The organism is Mycobacterium sp. SMC-21 (assembly GCF_045310825.1).
In the GTDB taxonomy this organism is placed as follows: Bacteria; Actinomycetota; Actinomycetes; order Mycobacteriales; family Mycobacteriaceae; genus Mycobacterium.
This window is the reverse complement of record NZ_JBJIAO010000001.1, coordinates 59,265-76,915: the sequence shown is the minus strand read 5'-3', so window position 1 is coordinate 76,915 and position 17,651 is coordinate 59,265. Positions and strand designations below refer to the sequence as shown.

Annotated in this window: 16 protein-coding genes; 7 read left to right on the top strand and 9 right to left on the bottom strand. The window is 65.8% G+C overall.

What is annotated here, in order from left to right; all coding sequences use genetic code 11:
• Positions 1-60: 60 nt before the first annotated feature.
• Both ACJH6H_RS00375 and ACJH6H_RS00370 read right to left on the bottom strand, forming a co-directional pair.
• Entirely contained in the window at positions 61-1,083 is a 1,023-nt protein-coding gene (locus ACJH6H_RS00375; RefSeq protein WP_406774008.1) for a phosphotransferase family protein, read from the bottom strand.
• Positions 1,084-1,092: 9 nt separating this feature from the next.
• Entirely contained in the window at positions 1,093-1,701 is a 609-nt protein-coding gene (locus ACJH6H_RS00370; protein ID WP_064857768.1) for a histidine phosphatase family protein, read from the bottom strand.
• Positions 1,702-1,788: 87 nt separating this feature from the next.
• Between ACJH6H_RS00370 and ACJH6H_RS00365 the strand changes: the two genes are divergently transcribed.
• Positions 1,789-2,520 carry a GntR family transcriptional regulator gene (locus ACJH6H_RS00365; protein WP_064857769.1) on the top strand — a complete coding sequence of 244 codons (732 nt, stop codon included), beginning with the start codon at positions 1,789-1,791 and terminating at the stop codon, positions 2,518-2,520.
• A 110-nt stretch (positions 2,521-2,630) separates the two neighbouring features.
• Complete coding sequence (locus tag ACJH6H_RS00360; protein ID WP_346417050.1) at positions 2,631-3,602, top strand: IS481 family transposase; 972 nt, start codon at positions 2,631-2,633, stop codon at positions 3,600-3,602.
• A gap of 24 nt (positions 3,603-3,626) precedes the next feature.
• On the opposite strand, the gene ACJH6H_RS00355 is transcribed toward ACJH6H_RS00360, so the two are convergent.
• The 3 genes from ACJH6H_RS00355 to ACJH6H_RS00345 all read right to left on the bottom strand — a co-directional run bounded on the left by ACJH6H_RS00355 (position 3,627) and on the right by ACJH6H_RS00345 (position 7,044).
• A complete protein-coding gene (locus ACJH6H_RS00355) occupies positions 3,627-4,961 on the bottom strand; it encodes an MFS transporter (protein ID WP_406774007.1) in 1,335 nt (444 codons plus the stop codon).
• A gap of 195 nt (positions 4,962-5,156) precedes the next feature.
• The gene (locus ACJH6H_RS00350; protein WP_064857771.1) at positions 5,157-5,855 is read right to left on the bottom strand and encodes a phosphonatase-like hydrolase; all 699 of its coding nucleotides are present in this window, start codon (positions 5,853-5,855) and stop codon (positions 5,157-5,159) included.
• A 43-nt stretch (positions 5,856-5,898) separates the two neighbouring features.
• Entirely contained in the window at positions 5,899-7,044 is a 1,146-nt protein-coding gene (locus ACJH6H_RS00345) for a TIGR03364 family FAD-dependent oxidoreductase (protein ID WP_406774006.1), read from the bottom strand.
• Positions 7,045-7,232: 188 nt separating this feature from the next.
• Here ACJH6H_RS00345 and ACJH6H_RS00340 point away from each other — a divergent pair, with 188 nt between their 5' ends.
• Positions 7,233-7,991, top strand: coding sequence for an SDR family NAD(P)-dependent oxidoreductase (locus ACJH6H_RS00340; RefSeq protein WP_406774005.1), 759 nt, complete (start codon positions 7,233-7,235; stop codon positions 7,989-7,991).
• 1 nt (position 7,992) lies between these two features.
• Here the strand turns inward: ACJH6H_RS00340 and ACJH6H_RS00335 are convergent, their stop codons facing one another.
• Entirely contained in the window at positions 7,993-8,655 is a 663-nt protein-coding gene (locus ACJH6H_RS00335) for a TetR/AcrR family transcriptional regulator (RefSeq protein WP_406774004.1), read from the bottom strand.
• 70 nt (positions 8,656-8,725) lie between these two features.
• Here ACJH6H_RS00335 and ACJH6H_RS00330 point away from each other — a divergent pair, with 70 nt between their 5' ends.
• On the top strand, positions 8,726-10,171 hold the full coding sequence (locus ACJH6H_RS00330; RefSeq protein ID WP_406774003.1) for a carotenoid oxygenase family protein: 1,446 nt from the start codon (positions 8,726-8,728) through the stop codon (positions 10,169-10,171).
• 18 nt (positions 10,172-10,189) lie between these two features.
• On the opposite strand, the gene ACJH6H_RS00325 is transcribed toward ACJH6H_RS00330, so the two are convergent.
• The 3 genes from ACJH6H_RS00325 to ACJH6H_RS00315 are packed head-to-tail and all read right to left on the bottom strand — an operon-like array spanning position 10,190 to position 13,582.
• A complete protein-coding gene (locus ACJH6H_RS00325; protein WP_406774002.1) occupies positions 10,190-12,067 on the bottom strand; it encodes an alkyl/aryl-sulfatase in 1,878 nt (625 codons plus the stop codon).
• Positions 12,068-12,098: 31 nt separating this feature from the next.
• Positions 12,099-12,590 (bottom strand): metallophosphoesterase, encoded by a 492-nt coding sequence (locus ACJH6H_RS00320; protein ID WP_064857777.1) that lies wholly within the window; start codon positions 12,588-12,590, stop codon positions 12,099-12,101.
• An 11-nt stretch (positions 12,591-12,601) separates the two neighbouring features.
• Positions 12,602-13,582, bottom strand: a complete 981-nt coding sequence (locus ACJH6H_RS00315) for a phosphotriesterase (RefSeq protein WP_064857778.1) — start codon at positions 13,580-13,582, stop codon at positions 12,602-12,604.
• Positions 13,583-13,709: 127 nt separating this feature from the next.
• Here ACJH6H_RS00315 and ACJH6H_RS00310 point away from each other — a divergent pair, with 127 nt between their 5' ends.
• From ACJH6H_RS00310 to ACJH6H_RS00300, 3 genes are all read left to right on the top strand, one after another.
• Complete coding sequence (locus ACJH6H_RS00310) at positions 13,710-14,174, top strand: hypothetical protein (protein WP_029119091.1); 465 nt, start codon at positions 13,710-13,712, stop codon at positions 14,172-14,174.
• A gap of 179 nt (positions 14,175-14,353) precedes the next feature.
• Positions 14,354-14,752: an MmpS family transport accessory protein gene (locus ACJH6H_RS00305; RefSeq protein WP_029119092.1), complete on the top strand. Its 399-nt coding sequence runs from the start codon at positions 14,354-14,356 to the stop codon at positions 14,750-14,752.
• 68 nt (positions 14,753-14,820) lie between these two features.
• Positions 14,821-17,628, top strand: a complete 2,808-nt coding sequence (locus ACJH6H_RS00300) for an RND family transporter (protein WP_406774126.1) — start codon at positions 14,821-14,823, stop codon at positions 17,626-17,628.
• The last annotated feature ends 23 nt before the right edge of the window (positions 17,629-17,651 follow it).

Here is a 17,651-nt window from a genome sequence, read left to right as displayed (position 1 = left end):
TCCCGGCGTGTTGCGTGCAGACACGGACGCTCGCGGTAAAGAAAGGGACGCGCGCTCGCGCTAGGTGAGGGCAGCCAGTCCGGCGGCGATGAGTGGTGCGACGGCCTCGCCGACAGGGTCGTCATGGCCGGCTTCGCCGGCGGCCATGCGGGCGCGGAAGTCGATGCCGGCGGCGATGATCGCCAGCTTGAAGTACGCCAGCGCCAGATATAAATCCCAGTGATCGAGTGGCTGCCCGGCCGCCACGGAGTACTTCTGGGCCAGCTGGTCCATCGGCGGAATCTTGTCCGAGGACCAGGCCGCGTCGGAGTGCACCATCGAGAACATCGGGTGCCGGTAGACGCACATCAGCGCGGCGTCCGACAGCGGGTCACCGAGTGTCGACATCTCCCAGTCCAGCACCGCCCGCACCTTGGTCGGGTCGACGGCGTCGAGCATGGTGTTGTCGATGCGGTAGTCGCCGTGGACGATGGCGCTGCGACTCTGCGGCGGCAGCTTCTCGGCCAGCAGGCCGTGCAGCCGGCGCACGTCCGCGTCGCGCGGATCATCCGGCAGCCGCACCAGGTCCCACTGCGAACCCCACCGCCGCACCTGCCGTTCCAGGTACCCGTTGGCCTTCCCGAAGTCCCCGAGTCCGACGGCTTCCGGGTCCAGGGCGTGCAGGTCGGCCAGCACCTTGATCAAGGCGTCGACACAAGCGTCGATGGTCTGCTGATCGCCCAGCGCGTCGAGCTCCGCCGAGTAGCGCACGACCCGGCCGGGCACGAATTCGACCATCTGGAACGGCGCACCGAGTACCGAGTCGTCATTGCGCATGGTCACCGGATGCGCCACCGGCACCGTCGTACCCTCAAGTGCCGCAACGACTTTGTACTCGCGGGCCATGTCGTGCGCCGACGGCGTCAGGCCGTGCAGCGGCGGCCGGCGCAGCACCCATTTGGCGGCGTCGTCGAAGACCAGGAACGTCAGATTCGACCGGCCCCCGGCGATCAGTTCGGCGCGCAGCTCACCGCTGCGGGGCACCCCGATCTCGCGCAGATGCGCGTCGAGGGCAGTCAGATCAAGGCCGTCGAGAGATCCCACCCGATCTGTCTACCACCGCTGATTTCGCGGCAGCAGATCCCACACGTGTTCGACACTGTTGACGCCGGCGACCGCCAGCCGGCCGCTGCGTGAGGCCAGCAGCCGGGTGATGCCGGTGTAGTCGACCTGGAACGACAGGATGCGCTCGGTCGGCACGATGTCGTGCAGCAGTCCGTTGATCACGCCGCCGTGGCTGAAGATCACGACGGTGTCCTCGGCCTCGGCCTCGCTCGCGATGTCGGTGACGGCCTCGGTGATGCGGGCGAGAAACGCCTCTTCGTCGACGCTGCTGGGCAGGTGGCCGGTCATGAGCCGGGCCATCTCCTCGGGGTGCTCGGCCGCGATCTGCTCGATCGGGATGTACTGCGCCATGTCGCGGTCGTATTCGGCGAGCCGGTCGTCGATCTCGATGTTCAGCCCGAGCGCGGCCGCCACCGGCTGGCCGGTCTGGATGGCGCGCTTCTGCGGGCTGCTGATGAGCCGCGTGATCGGGAACCGCTTGAGCGCGTCGGGTAGCCGGTTGGCCTGCGCGATGCCTTCCTCGGAGAGGTCGGGGTCGGCGCCCTCACCGGGCTCGTTGCGCAGCGGCAGGGCATGACGGATCAGAAGCAGTTGCATAGCGGTTTCCTCCACAGCGGTAGTGCGCTGACGGGCAATACTATGCAGCTAAGTTGTCATGACAAGACACCGAGAGGCGGTACACCGATGGTCGGCTCCCGGTCGCGCCATGAGCATGTCGCGGCGGTGTTGCGGCAGCGGATCACGCGGCACGAGTACCAGATCGGTGAGTCACTGCCCGCCGAGAGCGCGCTGTGCGCGGAGTTCGACGTGTCGCGAGGGCCCGTCCGCCAGGCCCTCGCGACCTTGAAAAACGAAGGCCTGATCCGTATTTCGCGGGGCAAGCCCGCCACCGTCCGGAGCCACGACGTCCGCCAGACGCTGGACACGTTCACGCCGTTCACCCAGTGGGCCGAGCGCAACGGCCGCACCGCAGGGAGCCGGACCCTGGAGATCTCGCGTAGACGCGCCAGCGAGACCGCGGCCGCCGCGCTGAGCCTGACCACCGACGACTTCGTCGTCGAGGTGCTGCGTGTGCGTCTGCTCGACGGCGAGCCGGCGATGATCGAACGGAGCAGTTTCACCGACGCGGTGGGTTCGCTGCTGTTCGAATTCGACACCGACTCCGGCTCCATCACCGACTACCTGACCGACCGCGGAGTCCAGTGGGACGCCATGGAGCACGTGCTCGACGCCGTCGCCGCGGACGAGGTCGACGCCGAGAACATGCACATCGAGCGGGGCAGCCCCCTGCTGCGTGAGCGTCGTACCTCACGCGACCAGTTCGGGGTGGCCTTCGAATATTCCGACGACCGATACCGGCCCGACGTGGTGGCCTTCAGCATCGTCAACGCCCGCACCATCGACGTCCGCGCCTGACGGTGGCTAGTTGTCGTGACCCGGGAGGTTGTTGACGGCGTGCCTGCTTGAAATGGGGAGGACCTCCTGACGGAGTGGATGTGTCTGGCATTCACCCGTAGGAGGTCCTCGTGTCTCACGCTAACGCCCGTACCAACCTGTTCGCTCGTCGCCTGATCGTTGAGCGTGTCGCCGCGGGGTGGCCAGCGGCGCATGTGGCCGAGCAACTCGGCATTTCACGGTCCACGGTCTACAAGTGGCTGCGCCGATACGCCGAAGGCGGTGAAGCGGCACTGGCCGACCGATCATCACGCCCGCATCACATGCCCCGGCGCACCAGCGACCGGGTCGAGAAGAAGGTGCTGGCCGCACGGGCCCGCCGCAAGCGCGGTGCGGTGGTCCTGGCAGCGGAACTGAATCTGAATCCGTCGACGATCGGACGGATCCTCGCGCGCCATCAGGTGCCGCATCTGTCGTCGATCGATCCGATCACCGGCGCATCGGTGCGTACCTCGCGGCGCCCAGCGAACCGCTATGAACATCGCACCCCGGGGGCCATGGTCCATGTCGATGTCAAAAAGCTCGGCCGCATCCCTGACGGTGGGGGTTGGCGGTTGCACGGACGCGAGGCCAAAGTGTCAGTTGCCAACCGGCACAAGAAAACCAAGATCGGCTACGACTACATCCACACCGCCATCGACGACCGCACCCGGCTGGCCTACAGCGAAGTGCACACCGACGAAAAAGACCTCACCTGCGCAGCATTTCTGCACCGAGCCTTGGCTTGGTTCGCCGGCCACGGCGTGCGCGCGCGGCGACTGCTGACCGACAATGCCTTGGTCTACCGCCGCGGCACCAACTGGGGCTGGGTGTGCTCAGCGTGGCAGCTCAAACGCCGCTTCATTAAACCCGGCTGCCCCTGGACCAACGGCAAAGCCGAACGCTTCAACCGGACCCTGCTCACCGAATGGGCCTACGCCCGCCCATGGACCTCCAACAGTCAACGCACACAAGGCCTTGACCGATTCCTCCATCACTACAACACTCAACGAGGCCACTCCGCCCACGGCGGAAAACCACCCATCAGCCGGCTCGCCGCCTGACAACAACGTGTCAGGTCACGACAGCTAGTCGGCCACCGGCATCCGATTCCAGTAGGGAATCAACAGCAGCATGGCGATGAACGCGGCCCCGGCGAAGCCGTAGAACAGTGCCGAGGTGCCCAGGTAACCCGGCAGCAGGCCACCGAGGATGGCGCCTACCGAGCCGCAGCCGTTGATGATTCCCGTGGCCGTGCCGGCGTGCTTGGACGTACCGAAGTCTACGGCCGCGATACACGAGATCATGGCATCGGCGCCGTAGACGGTCAGGCCGATCAGGCCGAGGACGCCGACCATGATCCACACATTGCCCGTCGCGGTCAGCGGCCCGAACAGCATGAGCACCACCACCAGCACGGCCAGGCTGATAACGCTCGCCGGCACCCGACGCGCCTTGAACACCTTGTCCGAGACGCGGCCCAACAGGATCGGGGCGATGACGCCGGCGATGCCGAACGCCACCGGGACGGTCACCGCGGTGAACTTGTCACCGTCGTGCAGCTGTTCGGCGACGATCACCGGACCCCACAGCAGGATGGCGTAGCGCGCGGGCTTGAGCAGAAAGTACGACGCCCCAAGGGTTCTCACCATCTGATCCTTCAGTACCACGGCAAGGGACTCGCGCCACGACGAGCTGGGCTCGGCGATTGCCTCGTCCTCCGCGGCAGCGTCGAGCTCGACCCCTTCCACGGTGTCCTCCGCGGCCCGGTACTCCTCGATCGGCGGTAGGCCGACATCCGCAGGACTGTTGCGCTGGAAGATGAAGAACAGCACGAACACCACGGCGACGATGGCCGCACCGCTGAAGAACGCGGCGCGCCAGCTGCCGAACAGGTCGTAGGCGAACCACCCGACGACCGGCGCGGCGACGAGTCCACCGAAGGCGTAGTTGGTGCTCCACAGCCCCAGGACGTGGCCACGTTCCCCGACGGAGAAGAACTGGGACATGTTGCTCAATGTGCCCGACCAGCCCGTCGATTGAGCCAGGCCTTGCACGATCATCAAGGGCAGCAGGAAGACCACGGCCGGCAGCAGACCCATGAACAGGGTCGCGACCGTCGAGATGGCGAGGCCGCCGAGCACGACGACGCGTGGGCCGAACCGGTCGGAGACCTGGCCCCAGACGAATTGGCCGACGGCGTAGGCGGTGAGATACGCGGCGTCGAGGTTGGCCATGACGCTCTTGGTCAGCTGGAGGTGCAGGACGGGGTCTTCGAGAATGCCGAGCTTGGCGACAGAGAACGTCTGCCGGGTGAAATAGAAACCGGCATAAGCGATCCAGGTGATGGCAAAGATGCGGATACGCCAGCGTTGGTACTTCGGATTGGTGGTGCGCGACTTGGACAGCAGGGTCTGCGACATGGCTGTTCACTTCCACTGGGTGCGGGGTAAGGGAGCGCGGAGCGAAGATGGGCCGACCAGAGGCGTAGCAACGCCAGCGAGATCGTCGGCAAGGCAAGGGTTTTGGCGCGAGAGCGCGAGAGGTTAGAGTGAGAGGCGCGGGGTTGGTCGGGGCCGAGGGTGCGGCGCCCGACCACCGCGGAGTGCGTCGTCGAATCAGCCCAGGGTTGCCACCAAACCGGGCAGGTCGGCCACGCTGTCCAGGATGTGGGTGGCGCCGGCAGCGGACAGCTGCGCGGCGTTGTGCGCGCCGGTCAGCACGCCGACCGAAGCGCGCGCTCCGGCGCGCAGGCCGGTGATGACATCCGACGAGGTGTCGCCGACGACCACCATCGATTGCACCGAGTCGGTCTCGGTCTGCATGAGGGCGGCGAGCGCCATGTCGGGATAGGGCCGCCCGCGGACGCCGGGAGCGGGGCAGAGCACCGCGTCGGCGAGGTCCTGCCAACCCAGCGCATCGATGATGGCCTGCTGGGTTTCCCGGGCGAAGCCCGTGGTCAGCGCGACCTTGATACCGCGGGACCGCAAAGATGTAATGACATGTTCGGCCTGCGGGATGGGGCTGCAGTTGCCGTCTGCGACCAATTGGGCGTAGCAGCGCTCGAACTCCTTGTTGGCCGCTTGCGCCTGCTCTTCGTTGCCGCGGCTGAGGTGGCGGAACACGACGATCTTCGACTGCCCCATGGTGTCGGCGACGTAGCGCAGCATCTCCGCGCGGTCCGCCTCGGTCTTCGACAGACCGGCATGACTGTCGGCAGCCAGGAACGATTGCTGTACCAGGCCGGTGTCCTCGACCGTCGTACCGGCCATGTCGAACACGACGAGGCTGATTCCGGGGGCTGACTGGCTTTCCATTATTGCGTCCTTTTCTCTTGCGGCGATTGGGTTTTGGTGTGGCTCAGACAGTTGCGGGGATGCTGCTCGGCGAAAGCACCCGGTCGACGGCGGCGGCCGCCAGGCCCAGGCCGGTGGTCATGCCGATCCCGGTGGTGACCGTCACGACGTGGGTGCGTTCCACCGGCTCCTCGATGAGGAACTCCTGTCCCGGGGCCGAGCAGTAGACGCCCTGCCAGCGTTCGGTGACTTCGATGTGGTTGACGCCGAAGAGTTTTCGGGTTTGGTCGAGCAGGATGTCGAAGCCCTGCTCGGACTGGAACGGCGCCGCCGCGACTTCCCGGATGTGGGTGTCGCCGATCAACAGCGAGCCGTCGGGCTGCGGCGTGAACATCAGGTGCAGGTCGATGTCCACCGCGTCGGGGTGCTCGTCCCGCAGTCGCCGCGCGACGGCCCCGACGCTGGGCAGGTCCTCGAAACCCGAGTACCGCAGCAACGACCACCCGGTGAACAGCGGCGCCGGAAGCGTGAACGCCAGCGGCAGCCTGGCCCGGATCATGTGCAGTCGGCAGCGCAGCAATCCGTCCCGCTCGGCCAGCTGAGGGAAGAGCCGGTCGATGTCATAGTTGACCGCGACGAAGGTGGTCTCGGTGCGTATCGGCCCGCGCGAGGTGTGCACGACGCCCGGTCCGAAGCCGGAAGCCGCGGTACGCCAATGGAAGTCGACGCCCTGCGATTCCAGCCACCGCGCGATGGACGGCACCGCGGTGCGCGGGTCGACCTGAAGGTCGCCCGGCAGGTACATGCCTCCGACGACGCGTGGATCGTGCACCGGTACGCGGTCGACCATCTGCTGACGGTTGAGCACGTGCACGTCACCACTGGGCCGGACGTCGGCGAATTCACGCATGACGGCCAGTTCGTCCTCGTGGCGGGCCACACAGTAGGTGCCCGCCTGCTTCGACCAGAACCCGGCCTGTCGAGACAGCTCGAGCCAGTGCTGCCGACCGGCCCGGGCGTAGTCCAGTGCGACACCGTTCTGCGCGGTGATGCACGCGTGGCCGAAGTTCTGCACCGACGCACCGACCACGCCGGCCGCGTGATCGATCACCGCGACGGCCAGTCCGCGACGGTGGGCGTGATAGGCGTGGGCAAGGCCGACGATTCCAGCTCCTACGACAACGACGTCGTAGCTCCGTTGATTTGGCATGGCAATAACAGTGCGGCACATCGCCATAGTTGTCAATACAAGTTATGGGCGATTTCTATACTCGTATATATAAGTGTAACGGCGTGTGAACGTGCGGGAAACAATGCCGACGGCGCACTACCCACCACAGGACGGCCGCCGTGACAACATGGGCACCAGCACGCCGCCCCAGCACCGAAGGAGCCGCCATGGGGTACGCCGACGAACTGTTCGACCTCACGGACCGGGTGGTCCTGATCACCGGGGGCAGCCGCGGCCTCGGTAGAGAGATGGCTTTCGCGGCGGCCCACTGCGGTGCCGACGTCATCATCGCCAGCCGGAACCTGGAGTCGTGTCAGGCCACTGCTGCCGAGGTCGTCGCCGAGACGGGCCGGGTCGCGCTGGCCCATCAGGTGCACGTCGGCCGCTGGGACGAGCTGGACGGCCTGGTGGATGCCGCCTATGACGCGTTCGGCAAGGTCGACGTACTCGTGAACAACGCCGGGATGTCGCCGTTGTACGAGTCGCTGGGCTCGGTGCCCGAGAAGCTGTTCGACGCCGTGGTGAACCTGAACTTCAAGGGGCCGTTCCGGTTGTCGGCACTGATCGGCGAGCGGATGGTGGCCGACGGCGGCGGCTCGATCATCAACATCAGTTCGTCGGGCTCACTGCGCCCGGACGCCTACATGCTGCCGTACGCCGCCGCCAAGGCCGGATTGAACACGCTCACAGAGGGTTTCGCGAAAGCGTTCGGCCCGACGGTGCGGGTCAACACTCTGATGGCCGGGCCGTTCCTCACCGACATCAGCAAGGCATGGGGTGCGGATACGTCGCGTGCCTTCCGCTCGCTGCCGCTGCAGCGCGCCGGCGATCCTCGCGAAATCGTCGGCGCCGCACTCTTTTTGATGTCCGACGCGTCCAGCTTCACCACGGGCTCGATCCTGCGCGCCGACGGCGGTTTCGCTTAGTTCACAAGTGGCCACTGGCCACGAGCGCGGCGGCCGCGGTGGCGAGTGACTCGTTGACGCGCTCGCGGTCGTCACCCATTCCGACGAGGAAATCGACGGTCATCGGGGTGAGAATATCCCGCAGCCCGTGGCCTTCCGCGCCGAAGAATCCGGCCATCTCGAGCATCACCGCCCCGTGGCACATGCTCCAGATCCGGCCTGCGACAGCGGCTTCGCCGTCGTCACGGATGCGCCCGGCCTCGGCCATCCGGCGCACCGAATCGCAGAGCGTCTGGAAGGACGCGTCGCGCGATGTGGCATGGCCGGTCACCGTCAGATCGCTGCGGACGCTCGACAACGATGCCGGGACCGTCGTGCCGAACATCAATTGGTAGTGCTGCGGATTCTTCAGCGCGAACCGGCGGTAGGCGGCGCCCATCGAGAAGAAGTCCGCCACCGGGTCATCGGTGTGCGGGATGGCTGCCAGCGCCGCACCGAACCGCGCGAAGATCTCGGCCGACAGGGCGTCGACCACACCGGTCATGGAGCCGAAGTGGGTGTACACCACCATGGTCGACGTACCCACCTCGGCGGCGAGCTTGCGCACCGTCAGCGCCTGGAGACCGTCGCGTTCGAGTATCACGATGCCGGCTTCGATCAATTGCCGACGAATTTCTTCGCTCACCCTTGCAGACCTCTCATAACAGTGTTATACCAGTAACCGCGGCCAATAACACTGTTATGGAGGTTCTGGGATGACCAACCGCTACCTGGAAGGCGCCTTCGCGCCACTGCACGACGAGTACACCCTGACCGAGCTGTCCGTGACCGGCACGATCCCGGACTACCTGGACGGCCGCTATCTGCGCAACGGCCCCAACCCGATCGGCGAAATCGACCCCGAGCTCTACCACTGGTTCCTCGGTGACGGCATGGTGCACGGCATCCGCCTCCGCGACGGCAAGGCCGAGTGGTACCGCAATCGCTGGGTGCGTGGGCCGTTGACCACGGCCGCGCTCGGCGAGGGCACGCCGCCCGGGCACGGTAGCCCGTTCGGCATCGGCGCCAACACCAACGTACTGGGCCACGCCGGCAAGACCCTGGCGCTGGTCGAAGGTGGCGGGGCGAGTTACGAGCTGACCGACGAGTTGGACACCGTCGGCGCGTGCGATTTCGACGGCACCCTCAGCGGCGGCTACACCGCACACCCGAAACGTGACCCGGAAACCGGTGAACTGCACGCGGTTTCGTACAGCTTCACCCGTGGCAACACCGTGCAGTACTCGGTGATCGGTGCCGATGGCCGGGCCAAGCGCACCGTCGACATCGAGGTCCACGGCAGCCCGATGATGCACGATTTCTCGCTGACCGAGCGCCACGTCATCTTCTACGACCTGCCCGTGAGCTTCGATGCGAAAACCATCGCGGAAATGGCGGTACCGAAGGCACTGCGGCTGCCGGCGCGACTGCTGTTGTCCTCGGTGATCGGCCGGGTCAAGATTCCCGATCCGGTCGTCGCGCGCCAGTCGAGCTTCAGATCGAATGATCGGCGCTTCCCGTACTCGTGGAACCCCAAGTACCCGGCGCGCATCGGCGTGATGCCCCGCGACGGCGGCAACGCCGACGTGCGGTGGTTCGACGTCGAACCGTGCTACGTCTTCCACCCGATGAACGCCTACGACTCCCCCGACGACAACACGATCGTCCTGGACGTGGTGCGCCACCCGAAGATGTTCGACACAGACCGCATCGGCCCCAACGAGGGGCCGCCGACGCTGGACCGGTGGACCATCGACCTCAGCGCCGGCAAGGTGCTCGAGGACCGCGTGGACGACCACCCCCAGGAATTCCCGCGCGTCGACGAACGCCTGGTCGGCAAGCGTCACCGCTACGGCTACGCGCCGACGATCAGCGAGGGCGCCGCCGGCAGCGACACGTTGCTCAAACACGACTTCGTCGGCGGCAACACCGCGACCCGTCACTTCGGTGCCGGAAAAGAGCTGGGCGAGTTCGTCTTTCACCCGTCGTCGCCGACCGCCGCCGAAGACGACGGCGTGCTGATGGGCTTTGTCTACGACGCGCCGACCGACCGCAGTGAGCTGGCGATCCTCGACGCCCAGACGCTGCAGGACGTCGCGAGCATCAAGCTGCCGCACCGCGTGCCGGCCGGCTTCCACGGCAACTGGGTGCCGACCGTCTAGCCGGGTCGGCCGGCCCGGCTACGGCGTGATGATGTTGAACGCCGGGTCGGGCCGGTCGATCGCGCCCAGTAGCGTGGGCAGGGCACTGGCGTCACCCGTCACCTCGACACCCGGCGAGCTGGTGTCGCCCGCGGCAAACGCCAAGAGCCGCAACTTGTTCGCCAGCGTGACGGTGGCCTGGGCGGTATCCGGGTCGGCGGCCACCTTGCGGTACACCAGCACCCCGTTGCGCAGGCTCAACCGGTAGTTGGTGGCGACATCCTCGAACGTCACGTCGATGGCCAGGTTCAGGTCCCACGACCGCGGGCCGTTGATGTTGATCGCGAAGGTGTCGAACATCTGCTCCGGGGTCAGCTGCGCGAGCAGCGTCGGCGACGAGCTCTGCGTCGGGGTACCGAAGTTCCCGACCCGCAGCTCGGTGGCACCGGACAGGAAGAAGTTGCGCCACACGGCGTTCTCGGCACCGTACGCCATCTGCTCCAGCGTGTCCGCATACAGCGCCCGGGCCGCGGCGTGGTGCTCGTCGGTGAAGATCGCGTGGTCCAACAAGGTTACCGCCCAACGGAAGTCACCCTCGTCGAACGCGGCCTGCGCCAGCTCGACAACCCGGTCGATACCGCCCATCGCCGCGACGTAGCGCGGCGCCGCGGCGGCCGGCGGGTGCTGCCAGAGGCGGCCCGGATTGCCGTCGAACCAGCCCATGTAGCGCTGGTAGACGGCCTTGACGTTGTGGCTGACCGAGCCGTAGTACCCGTGCGTGTGCCAGGCCTTCTCCAGAGCCGGTGGCATCTGGAAGGTTTCGGCGATCTCGATGCCGGTGTAGCCCTGGTTGAGTTGACGCAGCGTCTGGTCGTGCAGGTAGGCGTACAAATCCCGTTGCAGCGACAGGTATTCGACGATGTTGTCCTGCCCCCACGTCGGCCAGTGGTGCGACGCGAAGACCACGTCGGCGCGGCCGGAGAAGGTGTCGATGGCCTCGGTCAGGTAGCCCGCCCAGCCGTGCGGGTCACGGACCAGCGCGCCGCGCAACGTCAGCAGGTTGTGCAGGTTGTGGGTGGCGTTCTCGGCCATGCACAGCGCGCGGAATTGCGGGAAATAGAAGTGCATCTCGGCGGGCGCCTCGGTGCCGGGCGCCATCTGGAACTCGATCTCGACGCCGTCGATGGTGTGGGTCTCGCCCGTCACCTTGATGTCGAGCGTCGGCACGATCAGTGCCACCTCACCCGTCGACCCGACCTGTCCCAGGCCGCAGCCGACCTGCCCCTGCGGACCGCGGTCGAGCGCCGCGCCGTACATGTAGCCCGCCCGCCGCGCCATTGCCGTTCCGGCATAGACGTTTTCCTGTACCGCGTGCTCGGTGAAACCCTCCGGCGCGATGACCACGACGTGGCCGGCGTCGACCTCGGCCTGCGACGTCACGCCCAGCACGCCGCCGAAGTGGTCGGCGTGGCTGTGCGTGTAGATGACGGCCCGGACCGCACGGTCACCGCGGTGCGCGCGGTACAGCGCCAGCGCCGCCGCCGCGGTCTCGGTGGAGATCAGCGGGTCGATGACGATGATGCCGGTGTCACTCTCGATGAAGCTGATGTTCGACAGGTCCAGGCCGCGCACCTGATAGATGCCCGGCACCACCTCGTAGAGGCCCTGCTTGGCGCACAACTGCGACTGCCGCCACAGGCTCGGATGCACGGTGTCCGGCGCGTCGCCGTTCAGGAAGTTGTAGGAGTCGTTGTCCCACACCACTCTTCCGTCGGCCGCGGTGACGACGCACGGTTCCATCGCGGCGATGAAGCCGCGGTCGGCGTCCTCGAAGTCCCGGGTGTCCGCGAACGGCAGCGTCGCGGTGTGGGCGCGGTTGGCGGCGGCAATGGCATCGGTGGGCGGCTTCTGCTCCATGCCGACCAACCTAGCGTCAATTTCCCGCGGGTCAGAGCTTATGCAGCACTACGTCCGACAACGTGCCATCGCCGACCGAGGCCGTCATGTAGGTGCAGTGCGGCTGGCGTCGGCGGTCGGTCGGCGAGCCGGGGTTGAGCAGCCGCAGTCCGGTTGTCGCGGTGCTGTCCCACGGAATATGGCTGTGCCCGAACACCAGTACGTCGGTGTCGGGGTACAGGCGGGCCATGCGCGCGTCGCGTCCCGACGACGCGCCGGTCTCGTGCGTGACGGTGAACCGGACGCCCTCGAGCGTCACGTCGGCCCGCTCGGGCAGGCGGGCCCGCAGCTCTGCACCGTCGTTGTTGCCCCAGCAGGCGACCAGCCGTGTCGCTCGCTGCTCGAGTTCGTCGAGCAGTGCGACGTCCACCCAGTCGCCGGCGTGCAACACCACGTCGGCACGGGCCACCTCGTCCCAGACCCGCGCCGGCATGTCGCGGGCGCGCTTGGGCACGTGGGTGTCGGAGATCAGTAGTAGACGCATCACGCTGCGGCTCAACTGATCTCGCCGCCGAAATACCGGCGTGGATTGTCGACCAGCATGGTGGTGATCTGTTGGTCGGTGACGCCGCGTTCGCGCAGCGCGGGCAGTACGTCGTCACTGATGTGCGTCAAGTTCCAGTTGGGCACCGCGGCCAGTTTGCCCTCGTGCGAGAACCAGTCGATGAAACACGAACTGTCATGCGCCAACACCATCTTCTCGGCGTATCCGCGTCTGGCGAGCTCCGCCACGGTGTCGACGCGCTGCTCGAACGGCAGCAGGATGTCGAGCCCGAAGCGGTCCATGCCGAGGTACGAACCGGCATCGGCGAGCGTGCACAGGTAGTCGAGATCGGTGCTGTCGCCCGAGTGCCCGATCACCACCTTCGTGAGGTCGACGCCCTCCTCCCCCAGCACTCTCTGCGCGACGAGCCCGGAGCGGCTGTGCACGTCGGTGTGCACGGTGATCGGCGCGCCGGTCTGCACGTGGGCCTGGCCGACTGCGCGCATGACCCGCTCGACGCCTGGCGTCAGTCCCTGATGCTCGATGGCGCATTTCAGGAAGGCCGCGCGCACGCCGGTACCGCCGATGCCCTCCCGAATATCACGGACGAACAGCTCGACCATCGGCTCGGGGGTGTCGAAGAGCAGGCCGGGTCCGGTGTGCAGGAACTGGAACGGCACGTCGTTGTAGGTGTAGATGCCGGTCGCGACAACGATGTTGATGTCGACCTGCTCGTTGACCCGCTGAATCCGGGGCAGGTACCGGCCCAGCCCGATCACCGTCGGGTCGACAATGGTGTCGATGCCACGCGATTTGCATTGGCGCAGTTGGTCTATCGCGTCGGCGACGCGGGCGTCCTCGTCCCATCGCGACGGATAGTCCGGGAAGTTCTGCCGGATCTCGTCACTCAGGATGAACACGTGCTCATGCATGAGCGTGGCCCCGAGGCGGTCGACGGGCACCGGGCCCCTGACGGTCTGCACGTGCGTCATCACGGCCAGTCTGTGTCATGAGCGGTCGAGCATCAAGACCCTATATCAACTGAGTTGACAAGTACCGCGTGTTGCCAGTTAGCTGAGGTAACGTCCCACCCATCTGCGAACTGCAAAGGAGTGCCCCATGGATTGGAACTTCCTCGGCACCGACTGGCACCTGTTCGGCAAGCTGGCCGACGTCGCCCTGCTGACACTGCTGTTCGCCGCGACGGTGATGTTCTTCTACATCCAGCGCCTGCGGAAACAACCGCAGTTGCCGATCGCCGAAAACGTCCGGGCCAAGCAGACGGTGCTCACGAAGGTCCGCAAGCGCCAGCCGATGACCGCTGAAGAGCTCGAATATGCCACCCAGGTGATCGACAATCAGCGGACGTTGATGACATTCGCAATTCCCCTGACGATCTTTTCGCTGGGGTGTTTCTACGTGCTCGGCAGTCTCGAGCAACTCCACGGCGCAACCCCTTCGGAGCGAACCTTTCTCGGGGTCATCGCCATGATCTCGTCCATCAATGTGACCACCCAGATCTTCCGCGTGATCAAGCTGAAAAAGCGGCTCGGAAACGTCACCTTGGTGGATTCTGGGAATTAGCTGGACGCTCTCACCTCGTCTTTCTATTCCACGGAATATGTGGAAAGCCGTGCGTGTCCAATCACTGATAGTGTTTACGCCGATTCATCTCAAGTTAATTGATATACAACTCGCCGACGTCGAAAGGTGATCGAGTGAGCCAACGCTCTACCGCCCGACGATTCCTCGCACGAGCCTGGATGCCGTTGATCGCCCTCATCGCGATCGGCGTCGGCGTGCTGTGCATGGTCAAGGTCCACGAATTCTCCGAGCCGGGGCCGGTGCTGGCCGTCAACCCGCCGCAGGCGCCCCCGGAGTTCACCCCCAAGACGCTCACCTACGAGGTGTTCGGCACCCTCGGGTCCGGCGGCCTGCTGTCCTACGTCGACATCAGCGGACACCCCCACAAGGTCGATCTCACCGAACTGCCGTGGTCGCACACCGAGACCACGACCCTCACCGTCGTCTCCGGCAGCATCTCGGTCCAGGTGCACGGCGGCACCGTCGGCTGCCGGATGAAGGTGAATGACGTTGTCCGCGACGAACAGTCCGACGAGCACGGCAACGCCGACGTCGCCTGCCGGGTGAAGTCCGCGTGACCGACACCGACACCGCCCCGATCGCCCGCCCGGCGCACAGCGCGGCAAAGCGCCCCTTCGTCCCCAGAATGGTTCGCCTGCTGGCGATTCCGATCATCGTCTTCTGGGCCCTGCTCGCGGTGGTCACCAATACCTTCGTGCCGAAGATCGAAGATGTCGCAGAGGAACTCGCCGGCCCGATGGTGCCGACCTACGCGCCGTCCCAGGTGGCCATGCTGGCCATCGGCAAGGAATTCCACGAGTCGACCTCCACCAGCCTGACGATGCTGGTGCTGGAAGCCGATCGCGGCCTGACCGAGCAGGACCGCGACTACTACGCGGGCCTGGTCCGCACGCTGAACGCCGACACCACGCACGTCCAGTACGTCATGGACACGTGGGGCAAGCCGATCACCGCCGCCGGCGCGCAGAGCCTCGACGGCAAATCCGCCTACGTCCTGCTCCGCCTCGCCGGCGACATCGGGCAGATGGAGGCCAACAATTCGGTCGACGCCGTCAGGAAGATCGTCAAGGACTCCAATCCGCCTGCCGGACTGAAGGTTTACGTCAGTGGCGCGGCGCCGCTGGCGGCCGACACCGTCGAGATCGCCAACTCCAGCCTGAACAACATCACCATCGCGACGATGTTCCTGATCATCTTCATGCTGTTGCTGGTCTACCGCTCCGTCGTCACGATGCTGGTGCCGTTCTTCGGCGTGATCCTGCTGATGTTGTCGGTCAAGGGCGTCATCTCGGCGATCGGGCACTACGGCTTCATCCCGCTGTCGTCGTTCGCCACCAACATGGTCATCTCGCTGACCCTCGGCGCGGGTACCGACTACGGCATCTTCCTCATCGGCCGATATCACGAGGCCCGCCTGGCCGGACAAAGTCGTGAGGACGCGTATTACACCGCCTACAAGGGTGTTTCGCATGTCATCGTCGGCTCGGGTCTGACCATCGCCGGCGCCTGCGCGTGTCTGACGTTCGCTCGGCTGAACTATTTCCACACCATGGGCCCCGCCGTCGCGGTGAGCATGCTGATCACCATCGCCGGCGCCCTGACCATCGGACCCGCCCTGCTCAGCGTCGGCAGCCTCTTCGGGCTCTTCGACCCGAAACAGGAAGTCAAGGCGAAGCTGTACCGGCGCATCGGCACCGCCGTGGTGCGCTGGCCCAAGCCGATCCTCGTCGCCAGTGTCGCGGTCGTCTCGGTCGGCGCGGTGTTTGTGCCCACCTACCGCGTCAGCTACGACGACCGTACCTACCAGCCGCCAGATGCCCCGGCCAACCAGGGATTTCAGGCCGCCGACCGGCACTTCCCCAAGAGCAAGCTGTTCAGCGAGATGCTGATGGTCCAAGCCGACCACGACATGCGCAACTCGGCCGACTTCATCTCGCTGGACCGGGTGGCCAAGGCCCTGATCCGTCTGCCCGGTGTGGCGATGGTGCAGAGCATCACCCGCCCCATGGGACGGGCGCTCGAACACGCCTCCATTCCTTACCTTTTCACCACACAGGGCAGCGGCAACGGTCAGCAGCTGCCGTTCACCCAGCACAACAACGAGAACACCGCGAAGCAGGCGAAGATCACCGCGCACAGCATCGAGGTGCTGAAGAAGACGGCCGACCTGACCCAGACCCTCGCCGACGAGCTGCACAACACCGTGCTGACCCTCGAGGACATGGAGCAGGTCACCAACGACATGCGCGACGCGGTCGCCAACCTCGACGATTTCATGCGCCCGCTCCGCGCGTATTTCTATTGGGAACCACACTGTTTCGATATCCCGGTGTGCTGGTCGTTCCGGTCGCTGTTCGACGTGATCGACAAGGTCGACAACCTGGCGGCCGACATCGGCAAGGCCGTCGGATCCTTCGAGGTGATCGACAGCCTCATGCCGCAGATGGTGTCGCTGCTGCGCCAGACGGTCGCCGACAATCAGGCGTTGCTCGCGATCATCGTGAACAACTACGGCCCCACCGACATTCAGAACCGGAATACCGACCAGACCTTCGACGACATGATCAACGTCGGCAACGACTTCGACGCGTCGCGCAGTGATGACTTCTTCTACATTCCCCGCGAAGCGTTCGACAACGACGACATCAAAATCGGTATGTCACTGATGATGTCGCCCGATGGGCATGCTGCGCGCTTCATCGTCACCCACGAGGGCAACGCGATGGGGCCCGAGGGCATCGAGCACGTCGAACAGTTCCCCGACGCGATCAAGATCGCGCTCAAGGAGACGTCGCTGGCCGGGTCGAAGATCTACATCGGCGGATCCGGGTCCAACAACAAGGACATCCAGCTGTACGCCAAGAACGACCTGATGATCGCGGCCATCGCTGCCTTCGTCCTGATCTTCCTGATCATGATGATCATCACGCGATCCCTGGTGGCCGCCTTGGTGATTCCCGGCACGGTGGCGTTCTCCTACGCCGGCGCGTTCGGGCTGTCGGTGCTGATCTGGCAGCACCTGATCGGGCTACCCCTGCACTGGCTGATCCTGCCGCTGACCTTCATCGTGCTGGTGGCCGTCGGCTCGGACTACAACCTGCTGCTGGTCGCCCGGCTCAAGGAGGAAATCCACGCCGGCCTGAACACCGGCCTCATCCGCGCCCTCGGCAGCACTGGCGGCGTCGTGACGTCCGCGGGCCTGGTGTTCGCGTTCACCATGCTGGCCATGCTCTCCAGTGATCTGCGGACCATCGGCCAGATGGGGTCGACGGTCTGCATCGGCCTGCTGCTCGACACCCTGGTGGTGCGGTCGTTCATCGTGCCGTGTCTGGTGCGACTGCTGGGCCCCTGGTTCTGGTGGCCGACGTTCGTCCGGCAGCGGCCACTCCGGCCGTACACGCCGGCCACCTTGACCCCGGCTAACACTGTGTAGTTGTCAAGGTGCGCAACGCTTTA

Excerpts from the sequence above, each read along its gene's own strand:
- ACJH6H_RS00355 (WP_406774007.1), bottom strand. The coding sequence starts at position 4,961 with ATGTCGCAGACCCTGCTGTCCAAGTCGCGCACCACCAATCCGAAGTAC.
- ACJH6H_RS00350 (WP_064857771.1), bottom strand. The coding sequence starts at position 5,855 with ATGGAAAGCCAGTCAGCCCCCGGAATCAGCCTCGTCGTGTTCGACATG.
- ACJH6H_RS00370 (WP_064857768.1), bottom strand. The coding sequence starts at position 1,701 with ATGCAACTGCTTCTGATCCGTCATGCCCTGCCGCTGCGCAACGAGCCC.
- ACJH6H_RS00365 (WP_064857769.1), top strand. The coding sequence starts at position 1,789 with ATGGTCGGCTCCCGGTCGCGCCATGAGCATGTCGCGGCGGTGTTGCGG.
- ACJH6H_RS00345 (WP_406774006.1), bottom strand. The coding sequence starts at position 7,044 with ATGCCAAATCAACGGAGCTACGACGTCGTTGTCGTAGGAGCTGGAATC.
- ACJH6H_RS00315 (WP_064857778.1), bottom strand. The coding sequence starts at position 13,582 with ATGACGCACGTGCAGACCGTCAGGGGCCCGGTGCCCGTCGACCGCCTC.
- ACJH6H_RS00310 (WP_029119091.1), top strand. The coding sequence starts at position 13,710 with ATGGATTGGAACTTCCTCGGCACCGACTGGCACCTGTTCGGCAAGCTG.
- ACJH6H_RS00320 (WP_064857777.1), bottom strand. The coding sequence starts at position 12,590 with ATGCGTCTACTACTGATCTCCGACACCCACGTGCCCAAGCGCGCCCGC.
- ACJH6H_RS00330 (WP_406774003.1), top strand. The coding sequence starts at position 8,726 with ATGACCAACCGCTACCTGGAAGGCGCCTTCGCGCCACTGCACGACGAG.
- ACJH6H_RS00300 (WP_406774126.1), top strand. The coding sequence starts at position 14,821 with ATGGTTCGCCTGCTGGCGATTCCGATCATCGTCTTCTGGGCCCTGCTC.
- ACJH6H_RS00325 (WP_406774002.1), bottom strand. The coding sequence starts at position 12,067 with ATGGAGCAGAAGCCGCCCACCGATGCCATTGCCGCCGCCAACCGCGCC.
- ACJH6H_RS00340 (WP_406774005.1), top strand. The coding sequence starts at position 7,233 with ATGGGGTACGCCGACGAACTGTTCGACCTCACGGACCGGGTGGTCCTG.
- ACJH6H_RS00305 (WP_029119092.1), top strand. The coding sequence starts at position 14,354 with ATGCCGTTGATCGCCCTCATCGCGATCGGCGTCGGCGTGCTGTGCATG.